The organism is Cytobacillus sp. FSL W7-1323 (genome assembly GCF_038595015.1).
Classification (GTDB): Bacteria; Bacillota; Bacilli; order Bacillales; family Cytobacillaceae; genus Cytobacillus; species Cytobacillus kochii.
In genome coordinates this window covers 142,591-155,730 of record NZ_CP151998.1, presented here as the reverse complement: position 1 = coordinate 155,730, position 13,140 = coordinate 142,591, and the positions used below count along the sequence as shown (strand labels likewise).

26 protein-coding genes and 1 riboswitch are annotated in these 13,140 nt (G+C 39.9%); all 26 genes read right to left on the bottom strand.

From position 1 onward, the window contains the following. Positions 1–21: 21 nt before the first annotated feature. Positions 22–135 carry a 50S ribosomal protein L36 gene (gene rpmJ, locus MKX67_RS00830; protein ID WP_003156543.1) on the bottom strand — a complete coding sequence of 38 codons (114 nt, stop codon included), beginning with the start codon at positions 133–135 and terminating at the stop codon, positions 22–24. A 35-nt stretch (positions 136–170) separates the two neighbouring features. Continuing rightward, complete coding sequence (infA, locus tag MKX67_RS00825) at positions 171–389, bottom strand: translation initiation factor IF-1 (protein WP_095371202.1); 219 nt, start codon at positions 387–389, stop codon at positions 171–173. Positions 390–685: 296 nt separating this feature from the next. Next, positions 686–1,432, bottom strand: coding sequence for a type I methionyl aminopeptidase (map, locus tag MKX67_RS00820; RefSeq protein ID WP_251163144.1), 747 nt, complete (start codon positions 1,430–1,432; stop codon positions 686–688). Beyond that, entirely contained in the window at positions 1,432–2,082 is a 651-nt protein-coding gene (locus tag MKX67_RS00815) for an adenylate kinase (protein ID WP_095371204.1), read from the bottom strand. Before MKX67_RS00815 ends, map begins: the two co-directional genes overlap by 1 nt. A 56-nt stretch (positions 2,083–2,138) precedes the next feature. Next, positions 2,139–3,434: a preprotein translocase subunit SecY gene (secY, locus tag MKX67_RS00810; protein ID WP_095371205.1), complete on the bottom strand. Its 1,296-nt coding sequence runs from the start codon at positions 3,432–3,434 to the stop codon at positions 2,139–2,141. Next, complete coding sequence (rplO, locus tag MKX67_RS00805; protein ID WP_095371206.1) at positions 3,434–3,874, bottom strand: 50S ribosomal protein L15; 441 nt, start codon at positions 3,872–3,874, stop codon at positions 3,434–3,436. The genes secY and rplO overlap by 1 nt, the downstream gene beginning before the upstream one ends. A gap of 34 nt (positions 3,875–3,908) precedes the next feature. Beyond that, on the bottom strand, positions 3,909–4,091 hold the full coding sequence (gene rpmD, locus MKX67_RS00800) for a 50S ribosomal protein L30 (protein ID WP_095371207.1): 183 nt from the start codon (positions 4,089–4,091) through the stop codon (positions 3,909–3,911). 13 nt (positions 4,092–4,104) lie between these two features. Continuing rightward, positions 4,105–4,605 carry a 30S ribosomal protein S5 gene (gene rpsE, locus MKX67_RS00795; RefSeq protein WP_095371208.1) on the bottom strand — a complete coding sequence of 167 codons (501 nt, stop codon included), beginning with the start codon at positions 4,603–4,605 and terminating at the stop codon, positions 4,105–4,107. Between the two features lie 23 nt (positions 4,606–4,628). Then, complete coding sequence (rplR, locus tag MKX67_RS00790) at positions 4,629–4,991, bottom strand: 50S ribosomal protein L18 (protein WP_095371209.1); 363 nt, start codon at positions 4,989–4,991, stop codon at positions 4,629–4,631. A 32-nt stretch (positions 4,992–5,023) separates the two neighbouring features. Continuing rightward, positions 5,024–5,563, bottom strand: a complete 540-nt coding sequence (rplF, locus tag MKX67_RS00785; protein ID WP_095371210.1) for a 50S ribosomal protein L6 — start codon at positions 5,561–5,563, stop codon at positions 5,024–5,026. Between the two features lie 31 nt (positions 5,564–5,594). After that, positions 5,595–5,993 (bottom strand): 30S ribosomal protein S8, encoded by a 399-nt coding sequence (gene rpsH, locus MKX67_RS00780; RefSeq protein WP_095371211.1) that lies wholly within the window; start codon positions 5,991–5,993, stop codon positions 5,595–5,597. Positions 5,994–6,022: 29 nt separating this feature from the next. Further along, positions 6,023–6,208 carry a 30S ribosomal protein S14 gene (rpsN, locus tag MKX67_RS00775; RefSeq protein WP_009499044.1) on the bottom strand — a complete coding sequence of 62 codons (186 nt, stop codon included), beginning with the start codon at positions 6,206–6,208 and terminating at the stop codon, positions 6,023–6,025. A 25-nt stretch (positions 6,209–6,233) separates the two neighbouring features. Further along, positions 6,234–6,773, bottom strand: coding sequence for a 50S ribosomal protein L5 (gene rplE / locus MKX67_RS00770; RefSeq protein WP_095371212.1), 540 nt, complete (start codon positions 6,771–6,773; stop codon positions 6,234–6,236). Between the two features lie 26 nt (positions 6,774–6,799). Next, entirely contained in the window at positions 6,800–7,111 is a 312-nt protein-coding gene (gene rplX, locus MKX67_RS00765) for a 50S ribosomal protein L24 (RefSeq protein ID WP_095371213.1), read from the bottom strand. A gap of 36 nt (positions 7,112–7,147) precedes the next feature. Further along, positions 7,148–7,516 carry a 50S ribosomal protein L14 gene (gene rplN, locus MKX67_RS00760; RefSeq protein WP_095371214.1) on the bottom strand — a complete coding sequence of 123 codons (369 nt, stop codon included), beginning with the start codon at positions 7,514–7,516 and terminating at the stop codon, positions 7,148–7,150. A gap of 41 nt (positions 7,517–7,557) precedes the next feature. Then, complete coding sequence (rpsQ, locus tag MKX67_RS00755) at positions 7,558–7,821, bottom strand: 30S ribosomal protein S17 (protein WP_095371215.1); 264 nt, start codon at positions 7,819–7,821, stop codon at positions 7,558–7,560. 21 nt (positions 7,822–7,842) lie between these two features. Continuing rightward, positions 7,843–8,043: a 50S ribosomal protein L29 gene (gene rpmC, locus MKX67_RS00750; protein ID WP_009336588.1), complete on the bottom strand. Its 201-nt coding sequence runs from the start codon at positions 8,041–8,043 to the stop codon at positions 7,843–7,845. Further along, positions 8,033–8,467, bottom strand: a complete 435-nt coding sequence (gene rplP, locus MKX67_RS00745; protein WP_095371216.1) for a 50S ribosomal protein L16 — start codon at positions 8,465–8,467, stop codon at positions 8,033–8,035. The genes rpmC and rplP overlap by 11 nt, the downstream gene beginning before the upstream one ends. Position 8,468: 1 nt before the next feature. Beyond that, complete coding sequence (gene rpsC, locus MKX67_RS00740; RefSeq protein ID WP_095371217.1) at positions 8,469–9,125, bottom strand: 30S ribosomal protein S3; 657 nt, start codon at positions 9,123–9,125, stop codon at positions 8,469–8,471. A 3-nt stretch (positions 9,126–9,128) separates the two neighbouring features. Further along, a complete protein-coding gene (gene rplV / locus MKX67_RS00735; protein ID WP_095371218.1) occupies positions 9,129–9,470 on the bottom strand; it encodes a 50S ribosomal protein L22 in 342 nt (113 codons plus the stop codon). Positions 9,471–9,488: 18 nt separating this feature from the next. Continuing rightward, a complete protein-coding gene (rpsS, locus tag MKX67_RS00730) occupies positions 9,489–9,767 on the bottom strand; it encodes a 30S ribosomal protein S19 (RefSeq protein WP_095371219.1) in 279 nt (92 codons plus the stop codon). A 60-nt stretch (positions 9,768–9,827) separates the two neighbouring features. Beyond that, entirely contained in the window at positions 9,828–10,658 is an 831-nt protein-coding gene (rplB, locus tag MKX67_RS00725) for a 50S ribosomal protein L2 (RefSeq protein ID WP_095371220.1), read from the bottom strand. A 28-nt stretch (positions 10,659–10,686) separates the two neighbouring features. Beyond that, positions 10,687–10,971 (bottom strand): 50S ribosomal protein L23, encoded by a 285-nt coding sequence (rplW, locus tag MKX67_RS00720; protein ID WP_095371221.1) that lies wholly within the window; start codon positions 10,969–10,971, stop codon positions 10,687–10,689. Beyond that, positions 10,971–11,594 carry a 50S ribosomal protein L4 gene (gene rplD, locus MKX67_RS00715; protein ID WP_095371222.1) on the bottom strand — a complete coding sequence of 208 codons (624 nt, stop codon included), beginning with the start codon at positions 11,592–11,594 and terminating at the stop codon, positions 10,971–10,973. Before rplD ends, rplW begins: the two co-directional genes overlap by 1 nt. A gap of 24 nt (positions 11,595–11,618) precedes the next feature. Further along, the gene (rplC, locus tag MKX67_RS00710) at positions 11,619–12,248 is read right to left on the bottom strand and encodes a 50S ribosomal protein L3 (protein ID WP_095371223.1); all 630 of its coding nucleotides are present in this window, start codon (positions 12,246–12,248) and stop codon (positions 11,619–11,621) included. 36 nt (positions 12,249–12,284) lie between these two features. Then, positions 12,285–12,593 carry a 30S ribosomal protein S10 gene (gene rpsJ / locus MKX67_RS00705; RefSeq protein ID WP_003348621.1) on the bottom strand — a complete coding sequence of 103 codons (309 nt, stop codon included), beginning with the start codon at positions 12,591–12,593 and terminating at the stop codon, positions 12,285–12,287. Positions 12,594–12,951: 358 nt separating this feature from the next. Further along, a riboswitch (SAM riboswitch) is annotated at positions 12,952–13,064 on the top strand. Positions 13,065–13,140 lie beyond the last annotated feature (76 nt).

Here is a 13,140-nt window from a genome sequence, read left to right as displayed (position 1 = left end):
TATATGCGCACCTCCTTCAAATTAGCCTTGTTTTTGTTTATGTTTAGGGTTTTCACAGATAACCATTACTTTACCTTTTCTGCGGATGACTTTGCACTTTTCGCAGATCGGTTTAACTGATGGTCTTACTTTCATTATCCTAACCTCCTTAGTAGTACGGAGTGCAATGATTATTTAAAACGATAAGTGATTCTTCCGCGAGTTAAGTCATAAGGAGAAAGCTCAACTGTTACTTTATCCCCTGGTAAAATACGAATGAAGTGCATGCGGATTTTACCGGAAACATGAGCTAAAACTGTATGACCGTTTTCTAATTCTACCTTAAACATTGCATTTGGCAAAGTGTCTATGACTGTGCCTTCTACTTCAATTACATCATCTTTCGCCACTAAACAAGTCTCCCTTCCATAAAATCATATACGAAATATATCAAATGCTTTCCCAAGCATGTAGATATTCTTTGCTAAAAGGTTCGCAGAATAACACATTCGGACATTCCGATACATAATCTCATAGGTCGCGTAATCAATGCAAGCTTTATGAGCTAATAATCATCTTACTCAAAACAAATGATTTTAAACATATACACAACAACCTTCTGATTATAACATAAAAAGAGTTTGACGTCTCCTTATAGTAAAAAGAAAAATGAGTTAGAAACGGAGTATTTTAGAAAAGCCTACTGTTATTTTACAGTAAGTATTTCATAACCAGTTTCAGTAATGGCTATTGTATGTTCGAAATGGGCACAACGCTTACCATCGACTGTTACGACTGTCCATTGATCGGATAGCGTTGATACATATCTACTACCGATATTTACCATCGGTTCGATAGCTAATACCATACCTGGTTTTAATAGAGGCCCTTTATTCGGGGGACCAAAATGTGGAATCTGTGGTTCCTCATGTAAGTCTTGCCCTACCCCATGTCCGACATATTCTCGTACAATGGAAAAGCCTTTGCTTTCCGCATATGTTTGGATTGCATGAGAGATGTTCGATAAGCGTACACCTGGCTTTGCTTGTTTTAAGCCTTCATATAATGACTGCTCAGTAACTTCAAGCAATGCTTTTGATTGTTCATCAATTGCCCCTACTGCGTAGGTCCAGGCAGAATCACCGTGATAACCGTTATATTTTGCACCTATATCAATACTGATGATATCACCATCGTTTAAGCTGTTATCATCAGGAATCCCGTGAACTAGCTTTTCGTTCACAGATGTACATATACTACCTGGAAAACCGTTATATCCTTTAAAAGATGGGACGGCCCCACATTTGAGAATAAAAGCCTCAGCAAGACGATCTAATTCTCTTGTCGTTATTCCCGGAGTGATATGCTTTTGTAATTCCTCATGTGTTAAAGCGACAATTCTACCAGCTTCTCGCATAATATCGATTTCACGTTGAGTTTTGCTTATGATCATTATTGTAAGCCTCTTAAAAGACTATCTAGATCAGTAAATACTTTACCAATTTCTTGTTGACCGTTAATGTTACGTAAATAGCCTTTATTTTCATAGAAATCAAGCAAAGGTTTTGTTTGCTTAATGTTTACGTCAAGTCTATTTTTAACAGTTGCTTCATTATCATCTTCACGTTGATATAATTCACCACCACAGCGGTCACATTCGCCCTCTTTAGTTGGAGGATTAAATACAAGATGATATGTTGCCCCACAAGATTTACATATTCTGCGGCCAGTTAGCCTTTCCATCAAAATCTCTTGATCTACATCAATGTTAATAACGTAATCAATTTTTCTTGATAGATCAGAAAGAATATTTTCTAAAGCATCCGCTTGAGCAACGGTTCTAGGGAAACCATCTAAAAGAAAACCTTTTTCGCAATCGGGTTTACCAAGACGTTCTCTAACAATACCAATTGTTACTTCGTCTGGCACAAGTTCACCTTTATCCATAAAAGACTTTGCTTCTAAACCTAGAGCAGTTTCTTCTTTGATCGCTGCACGGAACATGTCTCCAGTAGAGATATGCGGAATACCGTACTTTTCAACAATTCTTTCTGCTTGTGTACCTTTACCGGCACCAGGGAGCCCCATTAATACAAGATTCAAGTGAATTCCCCCCTATTCTATTAGGTTTGAGGGAACAATCGTCCCCTTAAACCTTTCTATTTGATAAAACCTTTATAATGACGTTTAACTAGCTGAGACTCTAACTGTTTGTAAGTATCAAGAGCAACACCAATCACGATTAGTAAGCTCGTTCCACCGATTTGAGCAGTTTCTGGTAGCCCTGCAACATTAATGAAGAACATTGGAATGATTGCAATCGCTGTTAAGAAAAGAGCACCAACAAAAGTTAAACGATATAAGACTTTAGTTAAATATTCCTGCGTGTTTTTACCAGGACGGATGCCCGGTACATAACCACCTTGATTCTTCAAGTTCTCAGAGACTTTCTCTGGGTTTACTTGAATGAATGCATAGAAATATGTGAAAGCAATTATTAATGCAGCATAGATGACCATACCAATTGGCTCAGTATAATCAAATATCTTCTGGATCCAACTCGTTACACTATTCGATTCAAAAAAGCCTGCAATCGTTCGTGGTGTAATGATAAATGAAATCGCAAAGATAACAGGGATAACACCTGCAGCATTTACTTTTAAAGGTAAATGAGTGTTTTGAACACCTACTGGCGTCTTACCTGCTGATGCACGTTTTGCATATTGTACTGGAATTTTTCTTAATGCCTGTTGGATAAAGATTGTTCCAACTACAATAGCAATAACCGCAAGCACGATAAGTACAAGGGTTACGATACGTAGGAATAATTGATCTCCAGCACCTTCAATTTGCTGCGCATAAATTTGGTTAGCGATGGAAGGAATACCGGCAACGATTCCAGCGAAGATAATAATAGAAATACCATTACCAACACCTTTTTCCGTAATTTGCTCCCCTAACCACATTAAAAAAGCAGTTCCTGCAGTTAATACTGTAGCAATTAATAAATAAGAGCCAATACCCGTATTTTCAATTAACATGCCACCAGCAAGATTATTAAACCCATAAGACATACCAAGAGCTTGGATAAAACCAAGCACGATAGTAAAGTATCGTGTAAACTGAGCTAGTTTACGACGACCTGCCTCACCTTGCTTAGCCCATTCCGTAAATTTCGGCACAACGTCCATTTGTAGTAACTGAACAATGATTGATGCTGTAATATACGGCATGATTCCCATCGCAAGAATTGAGAAGTTTAATAACGCACCGCCACCAAATACATTCAAGACACCAAATACACTCATTTGATCCTGTGATTGTAAAATTTGTGCATTCACCCCTGGAACGGGGATAAATGTGCCGATGCGAAATACAATTAACATTAATAGGGTGAAAATAATCTTTCTTCTTATGTCACCCACGCGCATAAAATTGGAGATTGTCTGAAGCATTAGATCACCTCGGCTTTACCGCCGGCAGCTTCGATTGCTTCTTTAGCCGCAGCAGAGAATTTATGAGCTTTAACTGTAAGCTTTTTCTCTACGTTGCCTTTAGCAAGAACTTTAATTCCTGCTTTTTCGTTACTTACAACACCCGTTTCAATAAGAAGCTCTGGAGTAACTTCCGCTCCATCTTCAAAACGATTAAGTGCGTCAAGATTAACTACCGCATATTCTTTACGGTTAATGTTAGTGAATCCGCGTTTTGGTAAGCGTCTGAATAAAGGTGTTTGACCACCTTCGAATCCAGGACGTACGCCGCCGCCAGAACGAGCATTTTGACCTTTATGTCCCTTACCAGCAGTTTTACCGTTACCTGAACCAATACCGCGACCTTTGCGTTTACGTTCTTGACGTGAACCTTCTGCAGGTTTTAATTCATGAAGTTTCATGTTGGCACCTCCTTATTTTGTAGAAGATCGAAAATTATTTTTCAGTTACCGTTACAAGATGAGCAACTTTATTAATCATACCACGGATGGCAGGATTGTCTTGGTGCTCAACTGTTTGGTGCATTTTGCGTAATCCAAGAGCTGTGACTGTTTGGCGTTGGTCCTCAGGGCGACCAATCACACTGCGAGTGAGGGTAACTTCTAGTTTATTCGCCATTTGATTTCCCTCCTTATCCTAACAGTTCTTCTACTGATAAACCACGTAACTTAGCTACGTCTTCAGCACGTTTTAATTGTTGTAAACCATCTAGTGTTGCGCGAACCATGTTAATTGGTGTGTTTGTACCCAATGATTTAGAAAGGATATCGCCTACACCCGCTAACTCTAGTACCGCACGAACTGGTCCACCAGCGATAACTCCTGTACCTTCATATGCAGGTTTTAGAAGAATTTCGCCAGCTCCGAAGTGACCGATTACTTCGTGAGGAATTGTTGTTCCAACCATAGGAACTTCAATTAAGTTTTTCTTCGCATCTTCAATTGCTTTGCGAATAGCTTCTGGTACCTCTTGAGCTTTACCTGTACCAAAGCCAACGTTACCGTTTTTATCTCCAACTACTACAAGAGCAGAGAATCTGAAACGACGTCCACCTTTAACAACCTTAGCTACACGGTTTACCGTAACTACGCGCTCTTCAAGTTCAAGTTTGTTTGGATCAATACGACGCATTCTATATGTCCCTCCTTTGTCTATTAAAATTCTAACCCGTTTTCGCGAGCAGCATCTGCTAACGCTTTAACACGACCATGATATAAGTATCCTCCACGGTCAAATACGATTGATTTCAATCCTTTTGCTTCCGCACGTTTAGCGATTAATTCGCCGACTTTAACAGCCGCATCAACGTTGCCTGTAGCTTCAATACTAGCTTCTTTGTCTTGTGTAGACGCGCTAGCAAGAGTTACTCCGTTCACATCGTCAATTAATTGTGCATAAATGTGTTTATTTGAGCGATACACATTTAGACGAGGACGAGCCGCAGTGCCAGAAAGTTTAGATCTTACGCGAGCGTGTCTTTTCTTACGCACTGCATTTTTATCAGCCTTCGTAATCATTTCGGTCACTCCTTTCGTTTAGCTATGCAGCATTACTTACCTGTTTTACCTTCTTTACGACGAACATATTCTCCTTCATACCTAATACCTTTTCCTTTGTAAGGTTCTGGAGGACGAACGTCACGAATGTTAGCCGCTAAAGCGCCTACACGTTCTTTACTTGCACCTTTTACTACTACTTTCGTATTAGCTGGTACTTCGATTTCGATACCTTCTTCAGGTTCGATTTCAACTGGGTGAGAGTATCCAACGTTCAATACAAGCTTTTTACCTTGTTTTTGGGCACGGTAACCGACACCGATAAGTTCTAAGCCTTTTTCGAAGCCTTTAGATACACCTTCAACCATGTTAGCGATCAATGCACGAGTTGTACCATGAAGCGCACGGTGCTCTTTTTGATCAGAAGGACGCACGATGTTGATTACGTTCTCTTCGATGTTAATTGCGATATCTTTATTAAAAGTGTGAGAAAGCTCACCTTTAGGACCCTTTACGATAACGTGATGATTTTCATCAAGCGTTACTGTTACTCCACTAGGGATTTCAATTGGTTTTTTACCTATACGGGACATTTATTGCACCTCCATTCTTTCTGAAACTATATTACCAAACGTACGCTAGTACTTCTCCGCCTACTTGTTTCGCGCGAGCTTCTTTGTCTGTAAGAACGCCTTGAGAAGTAGAAACGAGTGCGATACCAAGACCGTTAAGAACGCGTGGTACCTCATCAGCTTTAGCATAAACACGAAGACCAGGTTTACTGATACGTTTTAAGCCTGTGATTACACGTTCATTTTTTGCACCGTATTTTAAGAAAATGCGGATAATGCCTTGCTTGTTATCTTCGATAAACTCTACATCACGTACGAAGCCTTCACGCTTAAGGATTTCAGCAACTTCTTTTTTAATATTAGAAGCAGGAACTTCTAATTTTTCGTGACGAACCATGTTCGCATTACGGATGCGAGTTAGCAAATCTGCAATTGGATCTGTCATGACCATTGTTTTTACCTCCTTCCCTAACTTTGGGTTTACCAGCTAGCTTTTTTAACGCCAGGAATTTGTCCTTTATATGCTAATTCACGGAAACAAATACGGCAAAGCTTAAATTTACGGTATACAGAATGTGGACGTCCACAACGTTCGCAACGTGTATATTCTTGTACCTTGTATTTAGGCGTGCGTTTTTGTTTCGCAATCATTGACTTTTTAGCCACGTTTTCGCCTCCCTCTAATTAACGATTACTTTTGGAATGGCATTCCAAATTGTGTTAAAAGTTCACGAGCTTCTTCATCAGTATTGGCAGTTGTTACGATAACGATATCCATACCACGAACTTTGCTTACTTTATCGTAATCGATCTCAGGGAAGATCAATTGCTCTTTAATACCAAGTGTGTAGTTTCCGCGTCCGTCGAAAGACTTTTTAGAAATACCACGGAAGTCACGTACACGTGGAAGAGAAACAGATACTAATTTATCGAAGAATTCGTACATGCGTTCTCCACGTAAAGTAACTTTCGCTCCGATTGGCATACCTTCACGTAAACGGAAGCCAGCGATTGATTTTTTCGCGCGAGTGATAACAGGTTTTTGACCTGCGATTTGTGTTAATTCCTCAACAGCATTATCTAATGCTTTAGAGTTTTGCACAGCATCACCCACACCCATGTTGATAACGATTTTTTCAAGTTTTGGTACTTGCATTACTGATTTATAGTTAAACTTGCTCACAAGAGCAGGAGTAATTTCTTTTACATGTTTTTCTTTTAGGCGGTTCATCGATTGTACCTCCCTTCTTCATTGATCTATTTATCTAAAGATTCACCTGATTTTTTTGCTACACGCACTTTTTTCCCATCAACCGTTTGATAGCCTACGCGAGTTGGTTCACCAGATTTAGGGTCAACCGGCATAACGTTTGATACATGAATAGGTGCTTCTTGGCTAAGGATTCCACCTTGAGGATTCAAGTTAGATGGTTTAGCGTGTTTCTTTACGATATTAACACCTTCTACAAGAACGCGTTCTTGTTTTGGGTAAGCAGCAAGAATAACGCCTGATTTGCCTTTATCCTTACCAGAGATGACCATTACTTTATCACCTTTTTTTACATGCATCTGTGTGCACCTCCTTAAAGGCATTTTGTTTAATTTTTATAGTACTTCTGGAGCTAATGATACGATTTTCATGAAGTTGTTCTCGCGTAGTTCACGAGCAACTGGTCCAAAGATACGTGTACCACGAGGACCTTTATCGTCACGAATAATTACACATGCGTTTTCATCAAAACGGATGTATGTGCCATCTTTACGACGAACGCCGCTCTTTGTACGAACGACAACAGCTTTAACAACATCACCTTTTTTAACAACGCCACCTGGTGTTGCTTGTTTCACTGTGCAAACAATTACATCACCGATGTTGGCAGTTTTACGGCCTGATCCACCTAAAACTTTAATTGTAAGTACTTCACGAGCACCAGAGTTATCAGCAACTTTTAAACGTGATTCTTGTTGAATCATCTGTGTAACCTCCCTTCGGGATCAAACATATTTCCGAACAATTAGATAATAACTGCTTTCTCAACAACTTCAACTAGACGGAAGCGTTTAGTCGCAGATAATGGGCGAGTTTCCATGATACGAACGATATCGCCGATTTTTGCTTCATTTTGCTCATCATGAGCTTTAAACTTTTTAGAGTACTTTACGCGTTTGCCGTATAATGGATGCTTTTTGTATGTTTCGACTAAAACAGTAACAGTTTTATCCATTTTGTCTGAAACAACGCGTCCAGAGTATACTTTGCGTTGGTTACGTTCACTCATTGTGCGAACCTCCTCTCAATATCACTTGCTAAAACCAATTTCTCTTTCACGGATAACAGTTTTCATACGAGCAATTGCTTTACGCACTTCACGGATGCGAGCTGTGTTTTCCAGTTGTCCAGTCGCCAATTGAAAGCGTAGATTAAAAAGCTCTTCTTTTAATGATTTAACTTTTTGTTCTATTTCGGCAGTGGTAAGGTCACGAATTTCATTAGCTTTCATTTGATTCACCACCAATTTCTTCTCGTTTTACAAACTTACATTTAACTGGAAGTTTGTGTGCTGCAAGACGTAGAGCTTCACGAGCGATCTCTTCAGATACACCTGCAATTTCGAACATTACTTTACCAGGCTTAACAACTGCAACCCATCCTTCAGGAGCACCCTTACCAGAACCCATTCGGACTTCAAGAGGCTTAGCAGTGTATGGCTTATGCGGGAATATTTTAATCCAAACTTTACCGCCACGTTTCATGTAACGAGTCATTGCAATACGGGCAGATTCGATTTGACGGTTAGTGATCCAAGAAGCATCTTGAGCTTGTAGACCATATTCACCGAATGTTACTTCAGTACCACCTTTTGCTTGACCGCGCATTTTTCCACGGTGTACACGACGATATTTTACGCGTTTTGGCAATAGCATATTATTTGCCTCCTTCCCCATTATTCTTCTTTGTAGGAAGCACCTCTCCACGATAGATCCATACTTTTACGCCTAACTTACCGTAAGTCGTATCTGCTTCTGCTGTAGCATAATCAATGTCAGCACGAAGAGTATGAAGTGGTACAGTTCCTTCGCTATAAGATTCAGAACGAGCGATATCAGCACCGCCAAGACGTCCAGATACCATTGTTTTGATACCTTTAGCTCCTGCGCGCATAGCACGTTGAATAGTTTGTTTTTGAGCACGACGGAATGATACACGGTTTTCCAATTGACGAGCAATGTTTTCCGCTACTAATTTCGCGTCGATGTCAGCTTTTTTGATTTCAAGAATATTGATGTGAACACGTTTGCCAGTAAGTGCGTTAAGTGCTTTACGCAACGCCTCTACCTCAGTACCACCTTTACCGATAACCATTCCTGGTTTTGCAGTATGGACTGTGATATTTAAGCGATTAGCTGCACGTTCGATTTCTACTTTAGAAACAGATGCATCGCTTAAGCGTTTTGTGATGTACTCACGAACTTTCAGGTCTTCGTGTAAAAGATCAGCGTAGTCTTTACCTGCGTACCATTTTGACTCCCAATCACGGATGACACCGATACGCAAACCGACTGGATTTACTTTTTGACCCACAGATTATCCCTCCTTCTTTTCTGATACAACGATTGTGATGTGACTTGTGCGTTTGTTGATTGCGCTAGCACGACCTTGTGCGCGTGGACGGAAACGTTTTAAAGTTGGTCCTTCGTCAACAAATGCTTGCTCAACTACTAAATTATTAACATCCATTTCGTAGTTGTGCTCTGCGTTAGCTAGTGCAGATTTTAATACTTTTTCTACGATTGGAGAAGCAGCTTTTGGAGTTAAATTTAAAATCGCTACCGCTTCACCTACTTGCTTACCTCGAATTAAATCTACGACTAAACGAGCTTTACGAGGAGCAATACGAACTGTTCTTGCAACAGCTTTAGCTTGCATTATAATGCCCTCCTCTCATTAACGTCTTGTTTTCTTATCATCATTACCATGGCCTTTGTATGCACGTGTTGGAGCAAATTCTCCAAGCTTGTGGCCTACCATATCTTCAGTAACATAAACAGGCACATGTTTGCGACCATCATACACTGCGATAGTGTGTCCGATGAATTGTGGGAAGATCGTAGAACGGCGAGACCAAGTCTTCACTACTTGCTTGCCATCAGTTTCATTTAACTTTTCGATCTTTGTCATTAAATGTTCGTCAACAAAAGGTCCTTTTTTTAAGCTGCGACCCATGATTGAACCTCCCTTCGTGATTGTTCTACGGCCCGTCTTTGGAACCGTAGTTCAATCCCGTTATTTTTTACGACGACGTACGATAAATTTATCAGATTGATTGTTTTTCTTACGTGTTTTGTATCCAAGAGTTGGTTTACCCCAAGGAGACATAGGTGATTTACGACCGATAGGAGCTTTACCTTCACCACCACCGTGTGGGTGATCGTTAGGGTTCATAACAGATCCACGTACAGTTGGGCGTTTACCTAACCAACGAGAACGACCGGCTTTACCGATGTTAATCAATTCGTGTTGTTCGTTACCAACTTGACCTACAGTAGCGCGGCAAGTAGCAAGAATCATACGAACTTCACCAGAGTTTAAACGTACTAATACGTATTTACCTTCTTTACCAAGTACTTGTGCACTTGTTCCAGCAGAACGTACCAACTGTCCACCTTTACCAGGTTTAAGTTCGATGTTGTGGATTACAGTACCCACAGGAATGTTTGTAAGTGGTAATGCATTACCTACTTTGATATCTGCTTCAGGACCAGACATTACTTCTGCGCCTACTTTAAGAGTCTTAGGAGCTAGGATGTAACGCTTTTCTCCATCTACATAATTAATTAGTGCAATGTTAGCTGAGCGGTTTGGATCATACTCGACTGTAGCAACGCGACCTGGTATTCCATCTTTGTCACGTTTAAAGTCGATGATACGATATTGACGTTTATGACCGCCGCCTTGATGACGAACTGTCAACTTACCTTGGTTGTTACGGCCACCTTTGCGCTTTACTGGAGCAAGCAAAGATTTTTCTGGTTTGTCTGTAGTGATTTCTGCGAAATCAGATACCGTCATGCCGCGACGACCATTAGAGGTAGGTTTGTATTTTTTAATCGCCATTTCATTTCCCTCCTCTTCTTGTTAGAAATTAAGCTTCAAAGATTTCGATTTCTTTGCTGTCAGCAGTTAGTTTAACAATCGCTTTACGGCGTTTGTTTGTATAACCACCGAATTTACCCATGCGCTTGAATTTACCTTTGTAGTTCATGATGTTCACTTTTTCAACTTTTACATCAAAGATTTCTTGAACAGCATCTTTAACTTGAGTTTTATTAGCTCTTACATCAACTTCAAAAGTATATTTTTTGTCAGCCATGATGTCAGTAGAACGTTCAGTGATAACGGGGCGCTTAATGATATCGCGTGCATCCATTATGCAAGCACCTCCTCTACTTTTTCGACCGCTTGCTTAGTCATGATCAATTTATCATGATTTAAAACGTCTAATACACTGATTCCGTTAGCAGTAACAACTGTTACTCCAGGGATGTTACGAGCAGATAATGCTACGTTTTCATCGATGTCTGCAGTTACGATTAATGCTTTAGAATCTACAGAAAGACCTTTAAGTAGACCTTTAAAGTCTTTTGTTTTTGGAGCTTCGAAAGATAGTGTTTCTAATACTAGAATGTTCTCTTCCGCAACTTTAGTAGATAACGCTGATTTGATAGCTAAGCGACGAACTTTTTTAGGTAATTTATAGCTATAGCTGCGTGGTACAGGACCAAATACAGTACCGCCTCCGCGCCATTGTGGTGAACGAATTGAACCTTGACGAGCACGACCTGTGCCTTTTTGACGCCATGGTTTACGTCCTCCGCCAGCTACTTCAGAACGAATTTTAGTTTTATGAGTTCCTTGACGTAGAGAAGCTCTTTGCATAATAACAGCTTCAAACATCACGTGGTTGTTTGGCTCGATACCAAAGATTGAGTCGTTCAGCTCAATATCGCCAACTTGTGAACCACTTTGGTTTAATAATGCAACTTTAGGCATTCTTACTTCCTCCTTTCCGGGTTATTACTTTGCTTTAACCGCACTTACTAGTTTTAGAAGCGCTTTTTTAGAGCCAGGTACATTACCTTTTACTAATAGAAGATTGCGTTCTGCATCTACTTTTACGATTTCAAGGTTTTGTACTGTGATTTGTTCTCCGCCCATGCGACCAGGTAATAATTTACCTTTAAATACGCGGTTTGGAGCAACAGGACCCATTGAACCTGGGCGACGGTGGTAACGTGAACCGTGTGCCATTGGTCCGCGAGATTGTCCGTGGCGTTTAATTGCACCTTGGAAACCTTTACCTTTTGAAATTCCTGTTACATCAATTTTTTCACCTTCAGCGAAAATATCAACTTTGACTTCCTGACCAACTTCATACTCAGCTAAGTCAGCTCCGCGTAATTCGCGAACGAAGCGCTTAGGAGTAGTATCAGCTTTAGCAGCGTGTCCTTTTTCCGGTTTGTTTGAAAGCTTTTCACGTTTATCTTCAAAACCGATTTGGATTGCTTCGTATCCATCAGTATCAACTGATTTCTTTTGAAGAACAACGTTTGGAGTAGCTTCAACCACTGTTACCGGGATAAGATCACCGTTTTCAGCAAATACTTGAGTCATACCAATCTTTCTTCCTAAGATTCCTTTGGTCATTTCAGTCACACCTCCTAGATTGTTTTAATGTATTAATTAAAGTTTAATTTCGATATCAACACCAGATGGTAAGTCTAAACGCATTAATGAATCGACTGTTTGTGGTGTTGGATTAATGATGTCGATTAAACGTTTGTGTGTACGCATTTCGAATTGCTCACGAGAATCTTTATATTTATGCACCGCACGAAGAATTGTGTAAACTGACTTTTCAGTTGGCAATGGGATCGGACCAGATACAGCCGCACCAGAGCGTTTTGCAGTTTCAACGATTTTTTCAGCAGATTGATCAAGAATTCTGTGATCATAAGCTTTTAAACGAATACGAATTTTTTGTTTTGCCATTATTTTCCCTCCTTTTCGCCTATTTTCATATAGACATTCTCCGTGAAAATTTCCCACACACTCGCCATGGCAAAGCGGCCGGGTGTGTCAGCAACCTTTCACTTCATCGCAGTCAAAGACCAACATTGTCTATTATACAGAAAAGACATAACAAATGCAACTATTGATTGCGTTTCTCTCTGTTCTGCACACTTTTAACATTATAACTGCTGTTAATAGTGTTTTCAAGTATATCTTCCTCTTTACATCATTTTCTAAAAAAACGCTTATTTAATTACTTATTTTTAAATTTTCTAAATTTTTATTTGACAAACATAGACTCATTCATGTAAATTTTAGTCAATAAAATATTTTTTATTTCTTATCATGAGAGGTTGAGGGATAGGCCCGATGACACCTCAGCAACCATCAATAGTGAACATTATTGAAAAGGTGCTAATTCCTACAAGCTATACGCTTGAAAGATGAGAAGATGACTATGATAATAATAGGCCTTCTTCTTGAGGGCCTTTTTTATTTTCTCTTTGGCTTCTCATCCATTGAATTC